The sequence below is a fragment of the Candidatus Bipolaricaulota bacterium genome (assembly GCA_021159055.1).
GTDB lineage: Bacteria > Bipolaricaulota > Bipolaricaulia > UBA7950 > UBA9294 > S016-54.
In genome coordinates, this window is record JAGGSO010000152.1 from 1 (window position 1) to 22421 (window position 22421).

24 protein-coding genes and 1 tRNA gene are annotated in these 22421 nt (G+C 63.1%); 12 read left to right on the top strand and 13 right to left on the bottom strand.

The genetic code is table 11. From position 1 onward, the window contains the following. Nucleotides 1-312 precede the first annotated feature (312 nt). The 5 genes from J7J55_07715 to J7J55_07735 all read right to left on the bottom strand — a co-directional run bounded on the left by J7J55_07715 (nucleotide 313) and on the right by J7J55_07735 (nucleotide 5503). Nucleotides 313-1527 carry an ATP-binding protein gene (locus J7J55_07715; GenBank protein MCD6142581.1) on the bottom strand — a complete coding sequence of 405 codons (1215 nt, stop codon included), beginning with the start codon at nucleotides 1525-1527 and terminating at the stop codon, nucleotides 313-315. A 114-nt stretch (nucleotides 1528-1641) separates the two neighbouring features. Then, nucleotides 1642-2421: an exodeoxyribonuclease III gene (gene xth / locus J7J55_07720; protein MCD6142582.1), complete on the bottom strand. Its 780-nt coding sequence runs from the start codon at nucleotides 2419-2421 to the stop codon at nucleotides 1642-1644. Then, nucleotides 2418-2594: a type II toxin-antitoxin system HicB family antitoxin gene (locus J7J55_07725; GenBank protein MCD6142583.1), complete on the bottom strand. Its 177-nt coding sequence runs from the start codon at nucleotides 2592-2594 to the stop codon at nucleotides 2418-2420. The genes xth and J7J55_07725 overlap by 4 nt, the downstream gene beginning before the upstream one ends. 58 nt (nucleotides 2595-2652) lie before the next feature. After that, on the bottom strand, nucleotides 2653-3354 hold the full coding sequence (locus J7J55_07730) for an anaerobic ribonucleoside-triphosphate reductase activating protein (protein ID MCD6142584.1): 702 nt from the start codon (nucleotides 3352-3354) through the stop codon (nucleotides 2653-2655). 46 nt (nucleotides 3355-3400) lie between these two features. Further along, a complete protein-coding gene (locus J7J55_07735; protein ID MCD6142585.1) occupies nucleotides 3401-5503 on the bottom strand; it encodes a ribonucleoside triphosphate reductase in 2103 nt (700 codons plus the stop codon). 258 nt (nucleotides 5504-5761) lie between these two features. On the opposite strand from J7J55_07735, the gene rpsT reads away from it, so the two are divergent. From rpsT to recJ, 3 genes are read left to right on the top strand one after another with little or no spacing between them, the layout of a single operon-like run. Beyond that, nucleotides 5762-6022, top strand: a complete 261-nt coding sequence (gene rpsT / locus J7J55_07740; GenBank protein MCD6142586.1) for a 30S ribosomal protein S20 — start codon at nucleotides 5762-5764, stop codon at nucleotides 6020-6022. Between the two features lie 14 nt (nucleotides 6023-6036). Next, nucleotides 6037-6933, top strand: a complete 897-nt coding sequence (secF, locus tag J7J55_07745) for a protein translocase subunit SecF (GenBank protein ID MCD6142587.1) — start codon at nucleotides 6037-6039, stop codon at nucleotides 6931-6933. Then, on the top strand, nucleotides 6930-8651 hold the full coding sequence (gene recJ, locus J7J55_07750) for a single-stranded-DNA-specific exonuclease RecJ (GenBank protein ID MCD6142588.1): 1722 nt from the start codon (nucleotides 6930-6932) through the stop codon (nucleotides 8649-8651). Before secF ends, recJ begins: the two co-directional genes overlap by 4 nt. Here recJ and J7J55_07755 read toward each other — a convergent pair. From J7J55_07755 to yidC, 4 genes are all read right to left on the bottom strand, one after another. Further along, nucleotides 8648-9313, bottom strand: a complete 666-nt coding sequence (locus J7J55_07755) for a WecB/TagA/CpsF family glycosyltransferase (GenBank protein MCD6142589.1) — start codon at nucleotides 9311-9313, stop codon at nucleotides 8648-8650. The two genes, recJ and J7J55_07755, sit on opposite strands and share 4 nt — an antisense overlap. 998 nt (nucleotides 9314-10311) lie before the next feature. Then, the gene (gene mnmE / locus J7J55_07760; GenBank protein ID MCD6142590.1) at nucleotides 10312-11679 is read right to left on the bottom strand and encodes a tRNA uridine-5-carboxymethylaminomethyl(34) synthesis GTPase MnmE; all 1368 of its coding nucleotides are present in this window, start codon (nucleotides 11677-11679) and stop codon (nucleotides 10312-10314) included. Then, entirely contained in the window at nucleotides 11676-12128 is a 453-nt protein-coding gene (locus tag J7J55_07765) for a hypothetical protein (GenBank protein ID MCD6142591.1), read from the bottom strand. The genes mnmE and J7J55_07765 overlap by 4 nt, the downstream gene beginning before the upstream one ends. Beyond that, nucleotides 12103-13674 (bottom strand): membrane protein insertase YidC, encoded by a 1572-nt coding sequence (gene yidC, locus J7J55_07770; GenBank protein ID MCD6142592.1) that lies wholly within the window; start codon nucleotides 13672-13674, stop codon nucleotides 12103-12105. The genes J7J55_07765 and yidC overlap by 26 nt, the downstream gene beginning before the upstream one ends. A gap of 340 nt (nucleotides 13675-14014) precedes the next feature. Between yidC and rpsI the strand changes: the two genes are divergently transcribed. From rpsI to J7J55_07785, 3 genes are read left to right on the top strand one after another with little or no spacing between them, the layout of a single operon-like run. Then, nucleotides 14015-14407, top strand: coding sequence for a 30S ribosomal protein S9 (gene rpsI / locus J7J55_07775; GenBank protein ID MCD6142593.1), 393 nt, complete (start codon nucleotides 14015-14017; stop codon nucleotides 14405-14407). An 11-nt stretch (nucleotides 14408-14418) separates the two neighbouring features. Further along, nucleotides 14419-14622 carry a 50S ribosomal protein L31 gene (gene rpmE / locus J7J55_07780; protein ID MCD6142594.1) on the top strand — a complete coding sequence of 68 codons (204 nt, stop codon included), beginning with the start codon at nucleotides 14419-14421 and terminating at the stop codon, nucleotides 14620-14622. A 3-nt stretch (nucleotides 14623-14625) separates the two neighbouring features. Next, a complete protein-coding gene (locus J7J55_07785; protein MCD6142595.1) occupies nucleotides 14626-15540 on the top strand; it encodes a DUF1385 domain-containing protein in 915 nt (304 codons plus the stop codon). On the opposite strand, the gene tsaD is transcribed toward J7J55_07785, so the two are convergent. Continuing rightward, nucleotides 15477-16475 carry a tRNA (adenosine(37)-N6)-threonylcarbamoyltransferase complex transferase subunit TsaD gene (tsaD, locus tag J7J55_07790; GenBank protein ID MCD6142596.1) on the bottom strand — a complete coding sequence of 333 codons (999 nt, stop codon included), beginning with the start codon at nucleotides 16473-16475 and terminating at the stop codon, nucleotides 15477-15479. The genes J7J55_07785 and tsaD overlap by 64 nt on opposite strands. Further along, nucleotides 16472-17035, bottom strand: coding sequence for a hypoxanthine phosphoribosyltransferase (gene hpt / locus J7J55_07795; GenBank protein ID MCD6142597.1), 564 nt, complete (start codon nucleotides 17033-17035; stop codon nucleotides 16472-16474). The genes tsaD and hpt overlap by 4 nt, the downstream gene beginning before the upstream one ends. Before the next feature lie 125 nt (nucleotides 17036-17160). Here hpt and J7J55_07800 point away from each other — a divergent pair, with 125 nt between their 5' ends. Next, a complete protein-coding gene (locus J7J55_07800; protein ID MCD6142598.1) occupies nucleotides 17161-17721 on the top strand; it encodes an ATP-binding protein in 561 nt (186 codons plus the stop codon). A 2-nt stretch (nucleotides 17722-17723) separates the two neighbouring features. Then, complete coding sequence (locus tag J7J55_07805; protein ID MCD6142599.1) at nucleotides 17724-18248, top strand: HD domain-containing protein; 525 nt, start codon at nucleotides 17724-17726, stop codon at nucleotides 18246-18248. A 68-nt stretch (nucleotides 18249-18316) separates the two neighbouring features. Here the strand turns inward: J7J55_07805 and J7J55_07810 are convergent. Together J7J55_07810 and J7J55_07815 are read right to left on the bottom strand one after the other, a co-directional pair. Then, a tRNA-Ala gene (locus J7J55_07810) sits at nucleotides 18317-18390 on the bottom strand. Between the two features lie 54 nt (nucleotides 18391-18444). After that, on the bottom strand, nucleotides 18445-18765 hold the full coding sequence (locus J7J55_07815) for a hypothetical protein (protein ID MCD6142600.1): 321 nt from the start codon (nucleotides 18763-18765) through the stop codon (nucleotides 18445-18447). Between the two features lie 87 nt (nucleotides 18766-18852). On the opposite strand from J7J55_07815, the gene J7J55_07820 reads away from it, so the two are divergent. From J7J55_07820 to uvrC, 4 genes are all read left to right on the top strand, one after another. After that, entirely contained in the window at nucleotides 18853-19761 is a 909-nt protein-coding gene (locus J7J55_07820; GenBank protein ID MCD6142601.1) for an EamA family transporter, read from the top strand. Between the two features lie 30 nt (nucleotides 19762-19791). Then, complete coding sequence (locus J7J55_07825) at nucleotides 19792-20331, top strand: cysteine hydrolase (GenBank protein ID MCD6142602.1); 540 nt, start codon at nucleotides 19792-19794, stop codon at nucleotides 20329-20331. Next, a complete protein-coding gene (locus tag J7J55_07830; protein MCD6142603.1) occupies nucleotides 20328-21326 on the top strand; it encodes a nicotinate phosphoribosyltransferase in 999 nt (332 codons plus the stop codon). The genes J7J55_07825 and J7J55_07830 overlap by 4 nt, the downstream gene beginning before the upstream one ends. 38 nt (nucleotides 21327-21364) lie before the next feature. After that, nucleotides 21365-22421: excinuclease ABC subunit UvrC (gene uvrC, locus J7J55_07835; protein MCD6142604.1), on the top strand; the 1057-nt coding region annotated here is incomplete at its 3' end.

A 22421-nucleotide genomic window follows, 5' to 3' on the forward strand; every position in this document is an offset into this window, starting at 1 on the left:
GCTCGAACTCAGCGACGAGGAAGGTGTGATCCGATGGTCTTGCTGCCTTCCTCGCACCCCGCTCGGTCCTTACGTCAATCGGCTCCATACAGAAGGGAAAGCCTCATAAGTTAACTTCGAGGGGATACCGGGTCTGCTTCAGTAGACTGATCACCTCAGAGAGCGGTAGTCCCTCCTCAGATCTGCATCCGTTTTACTCGCAGTAGTGAGTAAAATAACTCGAGATCTTGAGTATTTGGATGGGTAGCTTGTGAAATCCTGCTTAGGGCCTCCCATGTAGTCGTCGTCCAATCGGGTGACGGGAATCGCCCCTTAGCTCGCTACCCAATGCCGCACTGGTTGTGTGAGAAACTCATTGACAGGTATGCCATCCCCGCCCACGAGCAATTTCCGTGTCGGCTTGAACCGTCTGTCGAACTCCGTCATCCCTGAGAGGTTTTTTCGCACCCGTCCGCTTTTAACCTCGATTGCGACCAAGGATCGCGCCCTCTCCACCACAAAGTCGACTTCTCGGTTGCCCTCTCTCCAGTAGAAGACCTTACACTCGCCCGCGCTCTGTGCGTTGACGAGATGTGCTCCCACAGCCGACTCGACCAATCGACCCCAATAATTGCGGTCGGCCCGTGCATCGGATAGGGTGAGTCCTGATGGAGCGGTCATGAGAGCTGTGTTCATCACCTGAAGCTTCGGACTCGAACCCCGGCGGCGCACTATTCCCTTTGAGTACTTCTGGAGACCTGTGACCATGCCGGCTCCTGCGAGAAGATCGAGGTAGTGAGCGAGTGTCGTGGTATTCCCCGCATCCTGAAGCTGACCGAGCATTTTGTTGTAGGAAAGGATTTGCCCCGAGTAGCTACAGGCGAGTTCGAACAGCCGACGAAGAAGGGCAGGTTTATCGACCCGTGTGAGAAGCAACACATCGCGGGAGATCGTCGTCTCAATAAGGGAATCAAGAATGTATCTGGCCCAGCGGTGAGGGTCTTCGATAAGCGGGGCGGCTCCAGGATAGCCACCGTAGAAGATGTACCGGTCAAGATCCCATCCAAACGCATCTCGCATTTCCGCGTAACTCCAGTGGGGAAGGTAAAGGACCTCGAACCGCCCAGCGAGGCTCTCCGTAAGACCTCGCTGGATGAGCAGTGGCGCCGATCCGAGGAGAATAACCTTGAGCGGACGACCAGCGCCCGTGTCTTCGTCCCACAGTCGTTTGACCGTTTCAGACCAACCGCTGATTTTCTGAATCTCATCGAGGACGAGGACAGCTTCGCTTTCTTTGTTCTGTTCCGTGAGCAGGCGCGCTGCTTCCCACTGCTCCTCCAGCCATGGGCGTCCACGCAACATCGGCTCATCGGCGCTCGCGTATCTATGGACGATGTCCACAGCTGCGAGGACTTGATGCACAAGCGTAGTCTTCCCGACCTGCCGTGGACCGGCGATCACCTGGATGAAGCGCCGCGGCTCGCGGAGTCGCGCTGCGAGAATCTCCCCGGTGGGACGGCGGTAAGGCGGAAGTACTATTTTACTCATGGCCTTGAGTAAAATAACTCAAAGTCTTGAGTAAATCAAGTCGAGGCTTTCTCTTTGCCTCAGCTGGAAGAGACAAGAAAAGCAGCCTGTCCCTTTTTCTTTTTTGAGGAGTAGCTAGAGCTCGAACTCAGCGACGAGGAAGGTGTGGTCGGAGGGTCTCTCCGCTGCTCGCGCCTCACGGTCGATCCACGCCGCTGTCGACCTCTCCGCGAGCGGTTTCGTCGCCCAGATGTGGTCGACCCGCCAGCCGAGGTTGCGCTCGAGCGCGCCGCGCACACGATAGTCCCAGAACGTGTACTGCCCTGGTTCGTCCGGATGATGGCGGCGGAAGACGTCGATGAACCCCCACTCCCTGATCCGCGCGAGCGCCGCCCGGGCTTCGGGATGAAAGTCGACGTGGTTTTTGAGCCGCTTTGGATTGTGGACGTCGATCTCCTCCGGGGCGACGTTCAGATCACCGCACCAGATCAGGGGTTGATCCGGGGAGAAGTTGCGCGCGAAGTAGTCGCGCAGCCGGGAGAGCCATTCGAGTTTGTATGCGAACATCTCCGAGTCGACCGATCTTCCCTGGGGGACGTAGGTGTTGACGATCGGAATCCCGTGTACCGTCGCCCGGATCAGACGCGCCTCGTCACGCGGTTCGGAATCGAGCCCGAACGAGACATCCTCCGGTTCCTCCCGCGCGGCGATCGCCACCCCGGCGTGCGCTGGCTGGCCGCGGAAGACAACGTTGTACCCGACCTCCGTGAACGCCTCTCGCGGGAAGTCAGGATCCTGGACCTTTGTCTCTTGGATACACAAGACGTGCGGCCGGTTACGGGAGAGCCAGTCCTGCACGAGCGGGATCCGACTACGGATCGAATTTGCGTTGTACGTCGCGATCTTGAAAGTCATCGCATTCGAATGGGTTCCTCCTGATCCTGGAGGATGAGGGAAATGGCTTCCGCCAGGCTATTACGAGCCTCTTCCTTCGACCTTCCTTGACCATTGGCTCCGGGGATCTCCGGGCAGTACGCGATGTACCATTCGCCATCACGCTCGATGACCGCCGTAAACTCGTTGTGCATCGCCATCCCTCCTACTCCATTATACATCGGTCGAGTGGTGGCGTGCGTGGATTGAATCCTACCGCACTCCGCCCTCCGGGAACCGGTCCCTGATCCTTTCCCATACCGCGCGTAGCTCTTCCTTGGACAGGGCTGACAGGTCCCTCCAGCTCGGGTCGACGATCTTCTTCCCTTCCGGGACGACGAACGCCTGGAGGAAATAGCGCTTCGCTCCCTGGATCAGCCGGGTCGTCTCCTCGACCTCATTCGGGGTGATCGTCGGGGCGACGGTGGTGCGGAACTCGTAGTCCGGAGCCCGGTCGATGATCAGCCGGATCGTCTCCTTGATTGCATCCGTATCCACGTTCACTCCGGCAAGCTCGGAGTAGCGTTCCTCCGGCCCCTTGACGTCCATCGCCACGTAGTCGACGAGCTTTTCGTCGAACAGTCGGGCGAGCACCCCTGGATTGGAGCCGTTCGTGTCGAGCTTGATCAGGTAGCCGATCCCCTTCACCCGGGCGAGGAACTCCGCCAGATCGGGCTGCAACGTCGGCTCTCCTCCGGTGATCGCCAGGGCGTCGAGGAATCCCTGCCGTTCGCGGAGGAAATACAGCACATCGTCTTCCGGGATGCAGTGAAGTGCCTTGACCTTATCCGGAAGGACGAGCTCGGAGTTGTGGCAGAACGGACAGCGGAAGTTGCACCCGGCGGTGTAGATGAGGGCCGCTACCTTCCCTGGGTACTCGATCAGGGTCGTCGGGAGGAGCTGAGCGATCTTCATCTTGAACGGGCCCGCGGCCGACCTTCGCCACGGGCCCTCGATCCCATCACGCCCGCGTCACCGGGGCGGTCGAGTACGTCTTCCGATCGGCGAACTCGGCCCGTTTCCCGTCGTTCCACTGCTCGATCGGGCGGAGGTAACCGACGACCCGGGAGTAGATCTCGGTCTTCGCCCCGCACGTCGGGCACTCCCGGTGCTCGCCTGCGATGTATCCATGCTCCGGGCAGATGGAGAACGTCGGGGTGAGGGTGTAGTAGGGAAGGTGGAAGTTCTCCGCGATCTTGCGCACCAGCTGCTTGGTCGCCTCCGGAGTCGGGGTCTCCCCGAGGAACCCGTGGAAGACCGTCCCGCCGGTGTACAGTGTCTGGAGGGGATCCTGGAGCTTAAGAGCCTCGAACATGTCCTCGGTCAGCCCGACGGGCAGGTGGGTGGAGTTGGTGTAGTACGGAGTCTCTCCGCCGTAGGCCTCGAGGTTGTAGACGCGGATGTCCGGGTAGCGCTCCCGGTCCTTCCGTGCCAGGCGATAGCTCGCCCCCTCGGCCGGGGTCGCCTCGAGGTTGAATATTTCACCGGTCTCCTCCTGAAAATCGGCGAGCCGGTCGCGCATGAAGCTCAGGACCTTGACCGCGAACTCCTGCCCTTCCGGGTCAGCGATCGTCGTCCCGAACAGGTTCAACAGGGCCTCGTTCATCCCGATGATCCCGATCGTGGAGAAATGGTTCTTCCAGTATCCGCCTTCGGCTTTCTTGATCCCGGAGAGGTAGAACTTGGAGTAGGGATACAGCCCGCGGTCGGTCAGGTTCTCGAGCGTCTTGCGCTTGATGATCAACGACTTTTTGGCGAGCTCCATCAGCTCCTCGAGGCGGGAGAAGAACTCGGATTCATCCGCAGCGAGGTAACCGAGGCGGGGGAGGTTGATCGTCACCACCCCGATCGACCCGGTGAGCGGGTTCGCCCCGAATAGGCCACCTCCCCGCTTCTTCAGCTCACGGTTGTCGATCCGCAGCCGGCAGCACATCGAGCGGGCGTCCTCGGGCTTCATGTCGGAGTTGATGAAGTTCGAGAAGTAGGGGATCCCGTACTTCGCCGTCATCTCCCACACCGGCTTCAGGTTCGGGTTGTCCCAATCGAAATCCGCAGTGATGTTGTAGGTGGGAATGGGGAAGGTGAACGGGCGGCCGTGCATGTCCCCCTCGGTCATCACCTCGGCGAACGCCCGGTTGAACATATCCATCTCGTGCTGATAGTCGCCGTACACCGTGTCCTGGATCTCCCCCCCGATGATCACCGGCTCGCCCCGCATGTAGTTCGGGACCTCGAGGTCGAGCGTCACGTTGGTGAACGGGGTCTGGAATCCGACCCGGGTGGGGACGTTCATGTTGTACACGAACTCCTGCAGGTTCTGCTTCACTTCGGCATAGGAGAGGCCGTCGGCACGGATGAACGGGGCGAGGTACGTGTCGACGTTGGAGAACGCCTGCGCCCCGGCTGATTCCCCCTGCAGGGTATACATGAAGTTCACCACCTGGAGAAGGGCGACGCGGAAGTGTCTTGCCGGCCGGGCTTCGATCTTCCCCCTCACCCCTCTGAAGCCGCGCAGGAGGAGGTCGCGCAGGTCCCAACCGACACAGTACGCACCCAGGGTGCCGAGGTCGTGGATGTGGAAGTCGCCCCGCTCGTGCGCCTCCTTGATCGGCTGGGGATAGATCTTGGTGAGCCAGTAATGGGAGATCACCCGGTCGGTGATGTGGGTGTTCAGCCCCTGTAAGGAGAAGGTCATGTTGCTGTTTTCCCGCACCCGCCAATCGCGGTCGTTCAGGTAGTCATCGACCAGGGACGGAACTTCGTCAAGGAGGCGGCGCATCTCGCGCAGGTCGGCGTGCTGCTTGCGATAGACGATGTACGCCTTGGCGATGCGGGTGTGCCCCGCCTCGATCAGGACGTCCTCCACGATGTCCTGGATCTCCTCCACCGTGGGGAGATCGTCGATGAACCGCTCGTCGAGGATCCTGGTCACCCGCTCGGATAGGCGCTTGGCCGTCCGCTCGTCCGGCTCTCCCACTTCCCGCATTGCCTTCCAGATCGCCGTCGTGATCTTTGCCTCATCGAACGGTACCACCCGACCATCTCGTTTTACGATCCTCTCCATGGAAAATGCCCCCTCATAAGTATTAGTTTGGGATATAACCGAACCATCATAGCGAGGAGGGTGGGGGTGTGTCAACACCGACCCAATCCGTGTTTTGCGTGGCAAATCCTGATGAACAGGGGAAAAGGACACCCGGGGCGATGGAGTTGGTGATAAATATCACGCCCAGATGACCGTGCGGTTTTTTCTTGATTATCCCGCCCTGATCCGCTAAGATTCGGCGATACACAAGTGGAACAGTATTCAGAGGTGATTGAAATACCTAACATCCGTTCAGCAGAGAAGCGTTTGCGCCAGAGCGAGAAGCGTCGCATCCGCAACCGGGCGAGGAAACAGGCGGTGAAGAAGGTCATCAAGCAGATCCGCATCCACCTCGCGGCCGGGGAGAAGGAAGAGGCCCGCGCCCTGATCCCACAGCTCGCCAAGGCGGCCGATAAGGCGGCCAAGGGCCATGCGTTTCACAAAAACAAGGCGAGCCGGATCAAGTCGCGGTGGATGCGTAAGATACAGTCGGCTTGATCAAGGAGGCCTCCATGCACCACTTCGATTTTCTCGGTAAGGCGAAGTACTTCGTTCCGATATCCATCCTCCTCGTGGTGTTGAGTTGGATCCTGGTGATCCCGGGAGTACGCGGGCTCAACCCCGGGATCGACTTCAGCGGCGGGACTGAGTTTACGGTGAAGTTCAGCGAGCCGGTCACCACTGCGGAGGTACGCAGCGCCCTCGCGGAAATCCCCGCCCCGATCGACCTCAGCAAGAGCGTGATCCAGAACGTAGCCGGGAAGAACACCATGGTGATCACCACCCAGCTCGACGTGGAGGCGAACCAGAGCACGATCAAGGCGATCGAGGATACCCTGCGGAGCAAGTTCAAAGTGGAGGATGTGAGCCGGTACTCGATCGGAAAGCAGGTGAGCCGTGAGCTGATGCAGAAAGGTTGGCAGGCGGTCCTCCTCGCGCTCGTTGTGATCCTGGTCTACGTGTCATGGCGGTTCCGGCTCCGTTACGCGGTCGGGGCGGTCGTTGCCTTGATCCACGACGTGTCGATTGCACTTGGGGTGTTCGCCCTGTTCCACATCGAAGTGAACCTCGCTACGATCGCTGCATTCCTCACGATCGTCGGTTACTCCCTGAACGATACGATCGTCATCTTCGATCGGATCCGGGAGAACTTGAAGATAGACCGCAAGGCGTCGATCTTCGACATCATAAACAAGAGCGTCAACCAATCCCTCTCCCGCACGTTGAACACCTCGCTCACCACCTTCATCCCGGTGTTCATCATGTTCCTGTTCGGAGGATCGGTCCTGCGCGGGTTCGCCCTTGCCCTGCTGATCGGGGTCATTGTCGGGACGTACTCCTCCATGTACATCGCCAATCCGATCGTCTATGCATGGACCCTTAAGGCGGGGGTAAAGAGAAGTAAATGAACTCCATTCTCTTCCCAAGAAGGGAATGGGAACCGGCGCCCGCGCCGGATGAGGGCCTCATCGGGGAAGTCGTCTCTTCTCTGGGGTGCTCCCCCGGGTTAGGAATCCTGCTTGCCCGCCGCGGCGGGAAGCGGTGGCGGGGACTGCTGGATCCAGGATTCCCCCAGTTCCACTCTCCGTTCGGTCTCTCCGGAATAACCACTGCCATCTCCCGGATGCGGGAGGCGATCGCCCGCGGCGAGCGGGTGTTCATTCACGGTGACTTTGACGTCGACGGCCTCACCGGAGCAGCGGTCCTGTACCGCGGTCTGGTCCCGTTGTTCCCCAAAGAGACGATCAAGGTGGAGGTTGGAGACCGGCGTCACGGGCACGGGTTGTCGCCCGAGTTCGTGCTGCGGGTGATCGATGAAGGGTTCGATCTCGTCGTCACCGTGGACTGCGGAATATCGAACGTCGACGAGGTCGCAGCCCTGCGCGAAGCGGGGATCGACACGATCATCACCGACCATCACGTCCCCCCGGCGCAACTCCCGCCAGCGGTAGCAGTGATCGACCCCCAACTTCCGGACGATTCCTACCCGAACCGCAACCTCGCCGGGGTCGGGGTGGCGTACAAGTTCCTGAGTGCGCTGTACCAACAGCTGAAAAAACCGATCCCTTACCAGCTCCTTGATCTCGTTGGACTAGGGACGATCGCCGATCTGGTCCCGCTGTCCGACGACGGAGAGGTGGAGAACCGGGCGCTGGTGAGAGAGGCGTTCAACCTGATCGCGCGGGGGGAGGGATCTTCCCTCGGGCTGCGCGTTCTAATGGAACGGCTCTCCCTCAACCCAAAGAAGCTGACCGCGTCGGATATCGGCTACATCATCGCTCCAAAGCTGAATGCGGCGAACCGGGCCGGGGACCCGAAGGTGGCGTTCCTCCTCCTGACCACGCGGGTGAAGGAGCGGGCCGAGTACCTGAGCGAGGTCCTCCTCGACTACAACCGCGACCGGGAGGTGGCGCAGACCGACCTGATCGCCCAGGCGCAGGAGGAGATGGCTAAGGCGGGTGTTGATCCGCGCCAGGATGGGATCATCGTCCTGTCCGGGAAGTACTGGAACAAGGGGATCATCGGGCTCGCCGCCTCCAACCTCGCCGACCGCTACCGTGTCCCGGCGGTGATAATCTCCGAGGGGGACCGGATAAGCCGCGGATCGTGCCGGAGCGTGGACGGATTCGACATGATCGCCTGCCTGCGCGAGAACTCCGACATCCTCGTGCGCTACGGCGGACACAAGATGGCGGCCGGGTTCACGGTGAAGAACGAGCTTCTTCCTCTCCTCACCGAACGGCTGCTCGCCTGTGCCGCGCGAGAGAGGGGGAAGGCCGCCCCGATCAAGGAGCAGTACGACGCTGAGATCAGGGCGGATGAGATCGACATGCGCTTTTACACCAACATCCGCTCCCTATCCCCGTTTGGGCCGGGTAATCCCGCTCCGCTCTTCCTCCTGCGCGACTGTCGGTTCTCCGATCTCTCCCTGGTCGGAGGGCAGCGCCAGCACCTGAAGGGGACGGTGAGTCAGGACGGAAGGAGCATCCCGTTCATCGCGTTCCGCATGGGCCGCCACATCGACAAGTTCGAGCAAGGGAGCGGAGCAGGGCTCATCTTCCGTCCTGGGTTCGACGACTGGCGCGGGACGGTGCAGGTGGAGGCGGTCGATCTGGTCGAGGACTAATCCGCCTGCGCGGAGAGGCGGATGAAGGAGAGGACCGCCCACGCAAGCAGGGCGCGCCCGCTGAACCGCGCGATCGAAACGACCGCCTTCACCCGGCGCGGCTGGCGGATCATCCGGTAGCACCACTCCAACCCGAGTTTCTGCCAGGCGATCGGAGCGCGGGGTACGTCCCCGGCGAACAGGTCGAGCGCCCCTCCGACCCCGATCATCACCCCGGGAACCCTGGTTCGCGCTGCCCGCATGAACCGCTCCTGCTGCGGGACCCCCATCCCAACCAGAACGAGATCGGGTCTTGCCGCGGCGATGCGCTCCACCACCGCGTCGGGTTTCGTGAAGTAACCGTGATGCGTCCCCACGATGTTTATCCCGGGGTGGTGCGCCTGCAGCCGATCCGCCGCTCGGATCGCCACCCCGGGCCTTCCTCCGAGGAGATAGACCCGGATCCCGGGTCGGGCGAGGAGCCGGGCGGCGAGATCAACCCCGGTCACTCGCGCCGGGAGCGGCCGCCCGAAAAGCCGGCTCGCCCAGACGACCCCGATCCCGTCCGGGATGACAAGGTCAGCGGAGGCGTAGCTGGACCGAAGCACAGGGTCGGAGAGGGCCCTGATCACCCCCGGGGAGTTCGGGGTGACGACGACTGCTGCCCGTCCGGCCCGGATCATCCCCTCCACCCAGCGGGTGGCTTCGTCCAGGGTCACTGGATCGAACCCGATCCCGAACAGGTACACCCTCCGGTCACGGTCATGCACTCCGAAGTCATCGGCCCTCAACCCGGCGAGAGCGCGATAGGCACCCCAGGTGAAGAAGAGGATGCCGGCGACGACGAGGGCGTACTCCGGGTGTCCCTGGGCGAACCCGACCACGGCGACCGCGAACCCTGCCGCCCCGATCCCCCACGCGAGGAGGGAGCGGGAAGGGAGGCGGAGGGAGCTCGTCCCGGTGACGGCCCCGAGGCGGGCGGTGGCGAACAGCGGAACCCCGAGCGCGACGAGCGGGCCGAGGAGGGAGACCGAGACCGCTCCCTTCATCGCTCCACTGATCCCGAACAGCCCCAGCGCGAACGCTACCACCGCGTGGTCCTCCCGGACCGATCCCCCCCGCAGCGCCCGCACGAGCCCGAGGAGGACGAAGGCGATGGTCGCCACCGGCAAGGAGGCGGCGATCGGGGACTCCCGGGTCTGGGGGGAGGCGAAGGAAAGGAGGAGGATGGTGACAGCGAGGGTGAGGTCGAACCCGAGCTGGGGACCGCGCTGTGGGACCACCCGGCGGAGCCCTTCCCGCGCCCAGATCAAAAGGACGATCCAGGCGCAGGTGAACGGAATCGCGATCCAATCGAGGAATAGGTACCCCCCGGCCGGATCGGTGATGAACTCGATCCTAAATCCGGTTCCGACCGCGATCAATCCCGCGGCGACAGCGGAAAATTTGTTCCCCCTCCCGAGGACGAGAACGCCGATCCCGAGTGCAATCCCGAGGAGCTCGACCCGCGGACCGATGACCACCAATAGGATCCCCGGAATCGCGAGGAACCGCACCGCGTCGATTACAACCTCCGATCTCGCCTTCATCCCAAGTTCAGTGTAGCCGGTCCGTCCTGAGGAGGAAAGACAAACCGGGGCGAGAATCGGGGTCGTTGTCCCACCGTAGCGCGGGACAGGGATCACTTTCCCACGCAGAACCGAGAGAAGATATGGGAGAGGATGTCCTCGGATACGTCGATCCCCTGAAGCTTCCCCGCCTCGCGGTACGCGACCCGCAGTTCCTCAGCGACGATGTCCGGAGTCACCCCGGACTCCAATGCGGCTGCCGCCCGGGCGAGGGCATCTCCCGTGCGGCGGAGGAGGTCCTGCTCCCAGGCGTCGAGGAGGAGGAACGTACCCGCTGCCGGGATCCCGCCGGCAAGTACAGCCGCGACGAGCCCGCTCATCAGCTCATCCACCCCAGCCCCGGTCTGAGCGGAGATCTCGTACACCCCGAGGTAGGGGGACGGATCAAGCTCATCCCGGGTGAACGCAGGGGGGAGGTCGGACTTGTTGAGGACGAGGATGACCGGCTTTTTCCATTCCCGGTCGAGCAGGGCCTGGTCATCGGGGGTGAGGGGGCAGCTTCGATCGAGGAGGAGCAAAACGAGATCGGCCCGGTCGATCGCGCGCGCCGCCCGTCGCACTCCCTCTTCCTCCACCGCATCGGTCGGGGGACGCAGCCCGGCGGTGTCGATCATCCGTACCGGGATCCCCTCCACCTCCACCACTTCCTCGACCGTGTCCCGGGTCGTCCCCGGGATCGGGGTGACGATCGCCCGTTCCTCGGCGAGGATTGTGTTGAGCAGGGTGGACTTGCCCACGTTCGGCCGTCCGACGATCGCCGCGACGAGCCCCTCGCGCACCACCCGTCCCCGCGCCGCCCGCCGTTCGAGTTCCTCCACCTCGTCCCGCAGCGCGCGGACCCTGGGGATGAGGGGATCGGTTTCCGCGTCGACGTCCGGGTAGTCGATCCCGACCTCGATGTCCGCCAAAAGCGCCGCGATCCGATCGCGCAGGGACTCCACTTCGTCCCGGAACCTCCCCCCGATTTTGGCGACCGCCGCCTCCAGCCCGAGCCTGGTCTGGGCCCGGACCGCGTCGAGGACGGCCTGGGCCTGATCGAGGGAGATCCTTCCGTTCAGGAACGCGCGTTTGGTGAACTCCCCCCGCTCGGCGAGCCGCGCACCGTTGCGCAGGAGGAGGTCGAGCACCGCCCGCACGGCGGCGATCCCGCCGTGGCAGTTGATCTCGACGACGTCCTCGCGGGTGTAGGTGCGGGGGGCGCGCATCACCGTGACCAGAACCTCATCGAGCTTGATCTCCCCGTCGAGGATGAACCCGTGATGAATAGTATGGCTCGGAACCTGGGAGAGGCGGATCTTCCGGGTCGGGCGGAAGACGGATTCAGCGATCTCGACCGCGCGCGGGCCGCTCATCCGCACGATCCCAATCCCCCCCTCCCCAAGCGGGGTCGAGATCGCGGCGATCGTGTCCTCGGCGTTCATGTCTCGTCCGGCTCGATCACCACCCGCCGCTCGTCCCCTTTGCCCACGGAGTAGGTGCGCACCCCGGGAAAGTTGGCGAGGGTGATGTGGATCGTGCGCCGGTCGATGCGGGGCATCGGGTTCAACCTGATCCGCTTATGCTCCCGCCGGACCGACTCGGCCGCGCTGAGGGCGAACCGGATCAGCTCCGCCCTCCTCCGCTTAACCGCCCCGTTGATGTCGAGGATGATCTCGCAGTCCTTCCCGGTGACCCGGCGGAGATGGGTGCGGAGGAGGTGCTGCAGGGCGGAGAGGATCGGGCGCTCCTCGGGGAGGGTGAACAGGCTCCCGGTCAGGTTGACGTACAGCTCCTCGCAGGAGTCCCCCTCGATCTCAAAGCTCGCCTCCTCCTCCATGATGGCGAGAAGCTCAGAGAGGTAGGCCCTAATCTCCGCCTTTATCGTCTCCATCCTGCGCCTCCTTCTCTCCTGGCTCCGCGGATGAGCCCGGGGGAGCGGCTCCTCCCACCGCGGCCTCGGCCTTTCCCATCTCCCAGTTGACGAACGCCTGCTGTCCGATTTGGGACAGGGTGGTAAGGAGGTAGTACAGCCACAGCCCGGCCGGGAAGTTCCAGAAGAAGAAGGCCATAAACAACGGGAAGATGTACCCCATGTACTTCTGCGACCCGCTCGACTGATCTGAGGTCATCGGGGTCATCAGCCGCTGCTGGAGGATCATCGCCCCCGTAGTGAGGATCACAAGAATGAACAGCGGATCGCGCAGGCTGAGGTCCGGAATCCACAAAAAGCCGGGGGAGAGGTGGATCTCCTCGCTTGCATACAGGATCGCCTTCCACAGGAGGATCAGGATCGGAAGCTGGATCACCATCGGGAGGCACCCGCCCATCGGGTTAACCCCCTCCCGCTTGTACAGCTCCATCATCTTCTGCTGGAGAAGCTCACGGTCGTCCTTGAACCGCTTCTGGATCTCCTGCAGTTTGGGCTGGAGCTTCTGCATCTTGGCCATCGAATGATACTGTTTGCGCATCAGCGGGAACAGGACGAGACGCGTCACCAGGGTGAACAGGATGATCGCCCACCCGTAGTTCCCGGTGTAGCGATAGAGGAGCTTTAAGAACTGGACGACCGGGATGATCAGCCGCGCTCCGGTTCCAGGATTGTCCAGACTCCCCAGCCCGACTGCGTCCATGAGGAGATAGCGGCGGCGCCCTCCGTACAGGGAGAACGAGTAGGTGCTCTCCCCGGGAGCGGCGGGTACGGTGATCCCGAACGCCGTCCGATCCCCGAGCAAGGTGGCGAACGGGGTGATCTCGGAACCCCCTGGCGTCTTGAGGAAGAAAACCGTCGCTTTGTTCATCAGCCCGAGGCCATCGAACGAGGTGTACGAGCCCGGAGCGAGCGGGGCGGTGCTCACCCCGGAGTCGAACTGATAAACAAGCTCCTTGCTCACCGCACTGGTTGCGTCCCCAAGGACGATCCTGAGCGGGACGGCCTCCCCGGACGGGTTCTCAACCTTTATCGTCACCCCCACGGTGTAATACGGGTCGTTGCGGAGGAGGAACCGCTTCGTCATCCGGAGATTCCCCACAGTCCCGGTGAATTCGATCGCGAGTTCGTCCGGGCGCGGGGCGCTCGGAGGTGCTGTGAGGGTGAAGTGCGTGGCGACCGTCTCCCCTCCGGACTGAACCGTGAATGGATAAATGGTGTTGGCCAAGTACTGACGGGTGTAGTTTCCGTCCTTGTAGGTCGTCTTCGTCCCGGGAACGAGCTCGGCCGGTTTCGAACCGTACGGTGCGAAGTAGAGGTAGACGCTCCGCAGCGTTCCCCCCGCCTCGGAGAAGACGTAATCGGCGAGGGCGGTCTTCACTTCTATCGCTTTGTGATCACCCTCGGAGTAGATCTTGTAGGTGATCCCGCCCTCCCCTCCGAAAGCAACGGCGGAGAACAAAAAGATAACGACGATTCCTATCAGCGTAAAGATCGTGAATTTTCGCACGGATACCTCCGAAAAAGAGGGTATCCCAAGGGGCGTCCCTTTGCAAATAAATGGGCGTGAGATGGTTACCGCCCATCTGCAGGGCAATCGGTGCACCTCGGTCTCCCGGGAGCCATGACTGTCCTTACCGTTCCTCGGCGGGGTAGCGATACACGCTCTCGGTTACTACCCGGTGTTCGGGTTCACCGCGGCGATAATGGGGATCGCTTATCTCCTCCTCGCACGTTGAAACCGCTTCCCTCCTCCGGTATTATTCGTTCATTGATCGGATAACAAGTATCAGGAGGTGCTTCCGGGAGTGGAAGCTCAAACGAGATTACCTAAACGAGTCGGAGACGCCATTCATGCCGTGGGGAGGCGGAAGAGGGCGACCGCCCGCGTCTACCTGAAGGAAGGAGACGGGGCGATCATCATCAACGGCCGCCCAGCGGAGGAGTATTTCGCTTCGTTCCTCGAGGCGCCGTCCCACCTCGAGAAGACGCTCAAGCAGCCGTTCTACCTCACCGGGACGATGGGAAAGTACGACGTCAAGGCCCGCGTGCGCGGTGGCGGGTTTACCGGGCAACTTGAGGCGATCCGCCTCGGGATCGCCCGTGCCCTCCTCGGGGTGACGGAGGAGTACCGGGCGCCGCTGAAACGGGCGGGGCTCCTCACCCGCGACCCACGCGAGGTGGAACGGAAGAAGTACCACCACCGCAAGGCGCGGAAGAGCGAGCAATACTCCAAGCGTTAACGGAGATAGCGATGAAAAAAGGGATCCATCCGGAGTTGAAGAGGGCCGTTATTCACTGCGCCTGTGGGGCGGAGTTCGAGACGCTCTCCACGGTGGAGGACGTGCACGTGGACATCTGCTCCAAGTGCCATCCGTTCTTCACCGGCGAGGAGCGGTTCGTCGATACCGAGGGGCGTGTGGAGCGGTTCCAGCGTAAGTACGGGAAGAAGGAATAGTCGATGCCGCCAGTGGGCGGTCAGGCGATAATCGAGGGTGTGATGATGCAGAACGGCGACCGCGTCGCGGTCGCCGTTCGTCGTCAATCGGACGGCAAGATCATCGTCCGCGACATCCCGACGCGCAAGAGACCGCAGCGGATCTGGAACGCCCCGTTCATTCGCGGGCTGTTCCGGCTGTACGACATGCTCTCCCTCGGGCTGCGCGCTTTAAACATGTCGGCCAAGCTTGCATTCCCGGAAGAGGAACAACTCGGCAAAGGGGAATCGTGGTTCACCTACGCCCTTGCCGTCATCCTCGCCGTGGGCGGATTCGTCGTCCTCCCCCTCTACCTGGCCAACATGGTCCCGGGCCTACGCACTGGAAATTCGATCCTGTTCAACCTCGTCGAGGGATTGATCCGGATAACATTCTTCCTCGCTTACCTCTACCTCATCTCACGCCTGAAGGACATCCATCGCGTCTTCCAGTATCACGGAGCGGAGCACAAGACCGTCTACACCTACGAGGCGGGGGAGGAATTGACGGTGGAGAACGCGCGCAAGTACACGACGCTGCATCCCCGCTGTGGGACGGCCTTCTTGATGATCGTCCTTGTGATCTCGATCCTCGTCTTCTCCATCGCCGGGAACCCGAACCTGTGGCTGAAGGTCCTCTCCCGTCTCCTCCTGCTGCCGGTCGTCGCCGGGATCTCGTACGAGGCGCTCCGGTACAGCGGGGGAAACTACAACAGGTTTTGGGTGCGAGTTCTCACTAAACCTGGGCTATGGCTGCAGAAGTTGACCACGGCCGAGCCGACCGACGATATGCTCGAAGTGGCGATCGCTGCCCTGAAACGGGTGACGGAAGAGCCTCATATAGAGAGCGTCGGGGCCGCGGTGAGCGAGAGCGGCGAGGTCTCCCCGAGCTCAAAGTGACGGAACGCACCGCAGGCGGCGATCATCGCCGCGTTGTCGGTGCAGTAGGAAAGCGGGGGGAAGAAGACCTCGATCCCGCGTGATTTCCCATCCGCAAGCAGCCGCGCCCGCAGGTGGGAATTTGCCGCCACCCCGCCCACGACGACGAGCTTGCGCATGTGATGCCGTCGAGCTGCCTCGATCGCCTTCCCGGCGAGGACGTCGACCACGCTCGCCAGGAACGAGGCGGCGACATCGCGGGGATCGGCGGACGGATGCTTCCGCAGGTAGTAGAGGACCGAGGTCTTCAGCCCGGCGAAGCTGAAGTCGAACCCCGGCGATGCCATGAGGGGGCGGGGAAATTCGATCGCGCTGGGATCCCCTTCCTCGGCCAACCGGTCGATCTCCGCCCCGGCCGGATAGTCGATCCCGAGCATCTTCCCCACCTTGTCAAGCGCCTCCCCGGCCGCGTCGTCGATCGTCGTCCCCACCAGTCGGTAGCGTCCGTAATCCTCCACCTTGACCAAGAGAGTGTGCCCCCCGGAGACGAGGAGGCCCATGAACGGCGGTCCGGCGTCCGGATAGGCGAGGCGATGGGCGAACAGGTGCCCCTCGAGGTGGTTCACCCCGATGAACGGGATCCCACGCCCGAACGCGATCCCCTTCCCGTAGGAGAGCCCAACGAGGAGCGGTCCGACGAGCCCGGGGCCGTAGGTGGCGGCGACAAGGGAGAGATCGGAAAAGCCGATCCCTGCCTCTTCCAGCGCCCGCTTCACCAGGTGCGGGAGCTTGCGCAGGTGATCCCGGGACGCGACCTCGGGGACGACCCCACCGTAACGGGCGTGGAGTTCGACCTGGGAATAGATCAGATTCACCTCGAGATCAGTCTCCCCGCGCAGGACGGCGACCGCGGTCTCATCGCACGAGGTCTCGATTCCCAGCGTATATTCGGTCATCGCAGGTATTCCGGTTTCAACACCCCGATGAACGGGAGGTTCCGGTACAGCTCGGCGTAGTCCATCCCGTAGCCGACGATGAACTCGTCCTTGTCCATCACGAATCCGGTGTAGTCGATCTCCACCGGGATCTCCCGCCGCACCCGCTTGTCGATCAGGGTGCAAATGCGGATCGAAGCCGGATCGCGTGCGGCGAACCCGCGGCGCAAGTAGTCGATCGTGTGTCCGGTGTCGATGATGTCTTCCACAATCAGGACATCGCGCTGGTAGATCGGACGGTCGAGGTCCTTCACCAGCCGGACCGCTCCAGGGGAAGTCCCGTTCCCGTAGGATGAGACGCAGATGAAGTCGTACTCGAGATCAGTGGGGACGTGACGGACCAGATCGGCGCTGAACACCATCGCTCCCCGCAGCACGCAGACCAAGACCGGAGGACGACCCTGCGGATCGCGGGAATAATCCCCGCCTGCGTAGTCACGGGAGATCCGGGCCCCGAGCGCGGCGACCCGCTGTTCGATCTCTTCCGCGGAGAACAAAACCCTCTCTATTCGCTCTTCTATCGGCTGTCTATTCATGATCTCGCTCCAGGAGATGCCCCCTAAGTTTCCCCGGTCCGGGGAAAAAAGCAACCCCGGCTTGACCGAAGGAGGGGGCTTCGCCATACTAGCGTTTGAGGGGGTGTGCGATGAGAGAGTTGGTTGTGCTAGTCGGGCTCCCGGGATCGGGAAAGACGAGCTTTCGGGCACGCCATCCCGAGTGGGCGGTGGTCTCCAAGGATGATATCCGCCGGAACGTGTTCCACCGTGACTTCGACCTCGAGTATGAGGACGCAGTGGAACGGATCTTCTCCGCCATGTTGGTGGAGGCGGTCGATTCCCCGGCCCGGGTGGTGTGCGTGGACAATACCAACCTCACCCGCGCCGCCCGCGCCCCGCTGATCGAGGTGGCGCGGCTCTCCGACCGGCTCCCGATCGCTTACGTCATGCCGCACCTGCCGCTGGAGGTCCTCTACGCCCGCAAGCTGCGCCAGCTTGAGGAACTCGCGCGAAACCACCCGGAGATCACCGTGGGCGGCTTCCCCGAGGCGCGCTATGCGGCGATGTACGACCAATACGAACAGGTGAGCGAGGATGAGGGATTCGCACGCGTGTTTCGCAATGTGGAGCCGATCCCGGTTAAGAAACGGACGCGCCGCGCACGCCGTTCCGTCCGCTCGCTCGAGCCGCTCCCGTTGTTCGCCCAATAACCGTGGCCGCGCATGACCGAGGTCACATCTCCCGGGTGAGGCGTGTTGCCGTCTACATCGCCACGGAGGAGGGAGCGGACGTCGAGGTGGTGGCAAAGGCGGCCGAGCTGCACGACGTCGCGCGGGGGCGGGAAGACCACGCCCGGGTGGGGGCAGAGATCGCACGCCGGCTCTTGCACGGACAGGGCTATCCCCCGGAGTTCATCGACAAGGTCACCCATTGCATCCTCTCCCACTCCTTCTCCTCCGGCATCACGCCGGCGACCCTGGAGGCGAAGGTGCTGAGCGACGCGGACAAGCTTGACGCGATCGGAGCAATCGGGATTGCTCGGGCATTCCTGTACAGCGGCGAGACCGGCCGATCGCTGGAGGAGACCCAACGACACTTCGAGGAGAAGCTGCTGCGGCTCAAGGACTCGTTATATACGAATACCGCCCGGCGATTGGCCGTGGAGCGGGACCGGTTCCTGCGGGAGTTTTACGCTCAGCTCGAACAGGAACTCGCGTTTCCTGATCGGCGGCGCTAATCGAAGCGGCTCGACCCCGGAAGATAAGTCCGCCCGGCAGACGCTCATCGTTTGCTTGGTGCAAGGTGTGGAGACGAGCGGATTCGAACCGCCAACCTCCTGCGTGCAAGGCAGGCGCTCTCCCAGTTAGAGCTACGTCCCCAAATCTGTTATCGATTTGGATTATAGCCTACGGTCAGCTTTCATCAACCGCGCGTCATAGGTAGACGTAGTAGCAGACGTGCCAGGCGGTGCTCACCGTCCAGCTGATGACGAACGACGCGTTGATCGCAGGCGCGATTCGCTTCCCCTTGAGGATGATGTAGGCGGGGCCAAGGAGCCCGAGGAAGCGCAGCGTCACGAGGAGCGCAAGATCGACCGTCCCCCCTTTGAACCAGGGAAGATAATAGAGCCCGTGGATGATCATCCCCGTTACCGAGAGCACGATGAACACATTCGGGTTCAGGTTGTGCTTCTTAGCAAGGGCGATCGCTTGATGGAGCAAAAAAAATAGATAGCGACTGATGAACTTCTTCACTTTTTCTCGACCATATTCCTTCGGTTACTATCAGTTTACCGCACCAACGTGTGGTTATCAACCTCGGTTTTTCGGTATCATCCGTGCATGGAATTCAGGAGCGATACCAAGCTCGCCCACATCGGCGCGGTCGGGGAGGTGTTCCTCGCCGCCGCCGTCTGGTCCTCGTCGTTCATCGGGATAAAGTTCGTCCTCCAATACACCGGCGCCCTCACCCTCGCAGGTCTGCGCTACTTCATCGCCTTTCTCATCCTTCTACCGTTTCTTCTTAGGTTCGGAAAGTCCAACCTTCCTCTTTCCGGTGGACAATGGCGACGATTGGTTCTCATGGGAGTGTCCCAGTACACGATCGGAAACGGGGCGCTCTTTCTCGCCTTAAGGACCTTGCCCGCAACCACCGGATCGCTCGTCCTCTGTCTCTCGCCAATACCGGTCCTGGCGCTCAGTTCCTTCCTGTTGAAGGAGCGTCCGGGCCGGCTCCAGCTCCTGGGGATCGTGACAGCGGTCGGAGGGAGTCTCGCCTTCTTCCTCCCTGGGCTCGATCCCGCTGATTGGACCGGCCTCGGGTTCCTCGGGCTCGCCGTGCTCGGCTTCTCCCTCTTCCCCGTCCTGGCGCGCGGGTTCGCCCGCACCCAAGCGGTGGGGAACATCGTTCTGACCGCCATTCCCCTCGGGATCGGAGGAGGGCTCCTGGTCATCATCGCCGGATTCACCGAGGGAGTTCCCCAAATCCCATTGACCGGTTGGGGGGTGATCATGGGCCTTGCGATCGTCAACACCGTGATCGGCTATCTCCTCTACAACCACGCTCTCCGCCGGTTGACCGCGGTGGAAGCGGCCGTCGCCCTGAACCTCACCCCGCTCGGAACGGCGTTGATCGCCTGGGGGACGCTCGGTGAGCGGCTGACACCGCTTCAGTTGGGGGCGGTTTTCATCGTGATCATTGGCGCAAGCCTGGCGCAGCGGAGGAGGCCCGTTGAAACACCCCGACCCTAGGTCTATTATCCCTCGAAGGGGTGATCGAAAATGGGTGCAAACCGAGCGTTGATCGTGGTCGATATGCAACGGGGGTTTCTTGAGGAAGGGTATCCACTGTTCTGCGGAGACAAAGCACGGAGGATCATCCCCGCCGTCCGCCGGACGGTGGAGGAGGCGCTCGACCAGGGACTCCCGGTGTTCTTCACCGCGGATGCCCATGAACAGAACGACCGGGAGTTTGCGATCTACCCGCCGCACTGCATCCGCGGCACGGTGGAGGCGGAGATCATCCCCGAGCTCGCCCCCTACCTTGACCGTGGCACCCTGATCGAGACCGTGACCTACAGCGCGTTCTTTGATACCGATCTGCATCAGCGGCTGCAGGAACTCGGGGTGGAGGAGCTGACGTTCTGCGGAGTGTGCACCGACATCTGCGTGCTGCACACCGTCGCCGATGCTTATTTCCGCGGTTACCGGATCACGGTGCGCCGGGACGGGGTGGCGTCGTTCGACCCGGACGGCCACCGGTTCGGGCTGCGCCACATGGAGACGGTGTTCGGTGCGCGCCTCATCGGGGAGGAGCGATGAACTCCGAGGACCGGTTCGCGCCGTCGGAGCAGATCCTGTCCGGTGAGACAGCGGACGTCTACTTCCTGAACGCTCGCCGCATCCTGGAGCAGGAAGGGGTCGACCCGCGGGTGACGATGGAGGTCTTCCCGGCCCGCGCCGGGATCCTGTGCGGGATGCGCGAGGTAGAGGCGCTCCTTTCCCGCGTCCTCCCCGAGGGGAGCGAGGTATGGGGCCTTTCCGAGGGGGAGGCGATGGACGAGAAGGAGGTGGTGCTGCGCATCCGCGGGCCGTACCGATCGTTCGGGATCTACGAGACCGCGATCCTCGGGATCCTGGCGCACGAATCGGGCTGGGCCACCCAAGCGCGCGCCTGCGTGGAGGCGGCGGGCGAGATTCCGGTGATCCACTTCGGGGCGCGGCACGTGCATCCCGATGTCTCCCCGCGACTGGAGTACGCCGCGGTGATCGGCGGATGTCAGGGATGCGCCACCCCGGCCGGAGCGCGGCTCGCCGGGATCTCGCCGTCGGGGACGATCCCCCACGCCCTCATCCTGTGCATCGGGGATACGGTGCAGGCGGTCGAGGCGTTCGATCGGCACATCGATCCGAACGTGAAGCGGATCGCCCTGGTGGACACGTTCAAGGACGAGGCGGAGGAGAGCCTGCGCGTCGCCCGCGCCCTGGGGGACCGGCTGTGGGGGGTGCGGCTCGACACCCCGAGCGAGCGCGGACGCGTCACCCCGGAGCTCGTCAAGGAGGTGCGGGCCCGCCTCGATCAGGCCGGGTTCAACCACGTACGCATCGTCGTCTCCGGCGGGATCGATCCCGATCGGATCAGGCTGTTCCGCGCCAAGAACGCGCCGGTCGACGCGTTCGGGGTGGGGAGCGCCATCTCCGGCGCGCCCCCGATCGACTTCACCGCCGACATCAAGGAGATCGAAGGTCAGCCCGTCGCCAAGCGCGGCCGCATCCCCGGGATCACTCCGAACCCGCGGCTGAAGCGGATTATGTAGCTTGAGTCCGTCTTCCGCCCCCGCTACCATGGGGCGGGATGACGAACTCGGATCGGCTGGCAGAGAGACTGGCGCAGCTTCCCGCCGCGCCCGGGGTGTACCTGATGCGCGACGCCCGCGGGAAGGTGATCTACGTGGGCAAGGCCGCGGTGCTGCGCAACCGCGTCCGATCCTACTTCCACGCCCCGAGCGGCCTGTCGGAGAAGACGCGCCGCCTGGTGGCGGAGATCGCCGACCTCGAGGTGATCCAGACCGCGACCGAGGCCGAGGCGTTCCTGCTCGAGGACGCGCTGATCAAGAAGTACCAGCCGCGGTTCAACATCCGGCTGCGCGACGACAAGCGCTACCCCTACCTCAAAATCACCGCCGAGCCATTCCCGCGGGTGATGATCGTGCGGCGCCGCGCGCGGGACGGGGCGCGCTACTTCGGCCCGTACACGAACGCCAAGGCGATGCGCGCCACCCTGAAGCTGGCGCAGAAGCTGTTCCCGATCCGCACGTGCAACCTCGCCCTGCCGCTCAAAAACCCGCGTCGGCCGTGCCTCAACTACCACATCGGCCGCTGCCTCGCCCCGTGCGCCGGGCTGGTGTCACAGGAGGAATACGGGCGCGCGGTCGACGGAGCGGCGATGCTGTTCGAAGGGCGGATCTCCGGGCTGGTGCAATCGCTGCGCGCCCGGATGCGGGACGCGGCGGACCGCGAGCAGTTCGAGCTCGCCGCCCGGTTGCGCGATCAGATCTTCGCCCTGAACCGGGCGCTGGAGCGCCAATCGGTCGCCCTGCCCGACACGGTCGACCGCGACGTGATCGGGATCGCGATCGACGGGGAGAGCGCGTGCGCGCAGGTGTTCTTCGTCCGCGGCGGAAGGCTGTCCGGGCGGGAGACGTTCCACCTGCGCGCGCCGGGGACGCCGAGCGAGGCCGAGGTGCTGTCTGCGTTCCTGTCCCAGTACTACGCCGCCGCGGCCGTCGTCCCCAAGGAGGTCCTCCTCCCGGTCGCCCCGGACGACGCGGATGAGATCGCGGACTGGCTCTCGTCGCTGCGGGGGAACAAGGTGTGGCTGAAGGTCCCACAGCGCGGGGAGAAGCGGCGGT

Coding starts and splice junctions, on each gene's coding strand:
- J7J55_07715 (MCD6142581.1), bottom strand. CDS start 1,527: ATGAGTAAAATAGTACTTCCGCCTTACCGCCGTCCCACCGGGGAGATT.
- xth (MCD6142582.1), bottom strand. CDS start 2,421: ATGACTTTCAAGATCGCGACGTACAACGCAAATTCGATCCGTAGTCGG.
- J7J55_07725 (MCD6142583.1), bottom strand. CDS start 2,594: ATGCACAACGAGTTTACGGCGGTCATCGAGCGTGATGGCGAATGGTAC.
- J7J55_07730 (MCD6142584.1), bottom strand. CDS start 3,354: ATGAAGATCGCTCAGCTCCTCCCGACGACCCTGATCGAGTACCCAGGG.
- J7J55_07735 (MCD6142585.1), bottom strand. CDS start 5,503: ATGGAGAGGATCGTAAAACGAGATGGTCGGGTGGTACCGTTCGATGAG.
- secF (MCD6142587.1), top strand. CDS start 6,037: ATGCACCACTTCGATTTTCTCGGTAAGGCGAAGTACTTCGTTCCGATA.
- recJ (MCD6142588.1), top strand. CDS start 6,930: ATGAACTCCATTCTCTTCCCAAGAAGGGAATGGGAACCGGCGCCCGCG.
- J7J55_07755 (MCD6142589.1), bottom strand. CDS start 9,313: ATGATCCGGGCCGGACGGGCAGCAGTCGTCGTCACCCCGAACTCCCCG.
- mnmE (MCD6142590.1), bottom strand. CDS start 11,679: ATGAACGCCGAGGACACGATCGCCGCGATCTCGACCCCGCTTGGGGAG.
- J7J55_07765 (MCD6142591.1), bottom strand. CDS start 12,128: ATGGAGACGATAAAGGCGGAGATTAGGGCCTACCTCTCTGAGCTTCTC.
- rpmE (MCD6142594.1), top strand. CDS start 14,419: ATGAAAAAAGGGATCCATCCGGAGTTGAAGAGGGCCGTTATTCACTGC.
- J7J55_07785 (MCD6142595.1), top strand. CDS start 14,626: ATGCCGCCAGTGGGCGGTCAGGCGATAATCGAGGGTGTGATGATGCAG.
- tsaD (MCD6142596.1), bottom strand. CDS start 16,475: ATGACCGAATATACGCTGGGAATCGAGACCTCGTGCGATGAGACCGCG.
- J7J55_07800 (MCD6142598.1), top strand. CDS start 17,161: ATGAGAGAGTTGGTTGTGCTAGTCGGGCTCCCGGGATCGGGAAAGACG.
- J7J55_07820 (MCD6142601.1), top strand. CDS start 18,853: ATGGAATTCAGGAGCGATACCAAGCTCGCCCACATCGGCGCGGTCGGG.
- J7J55_07825 (MCD6142602.1), top strand. CDS start 19,792: ATGGGTGCAAACCGAGCGTTGATCGTGGTCGATATGCAACGGGGGTTT.
- J7J55_07830 (MCD6142603.1), top strand. CDS start 20,328: ATGAACTCCGAGGACCGGTTCGCGCCGTCGGAGCAGATCCTGTCCGGT.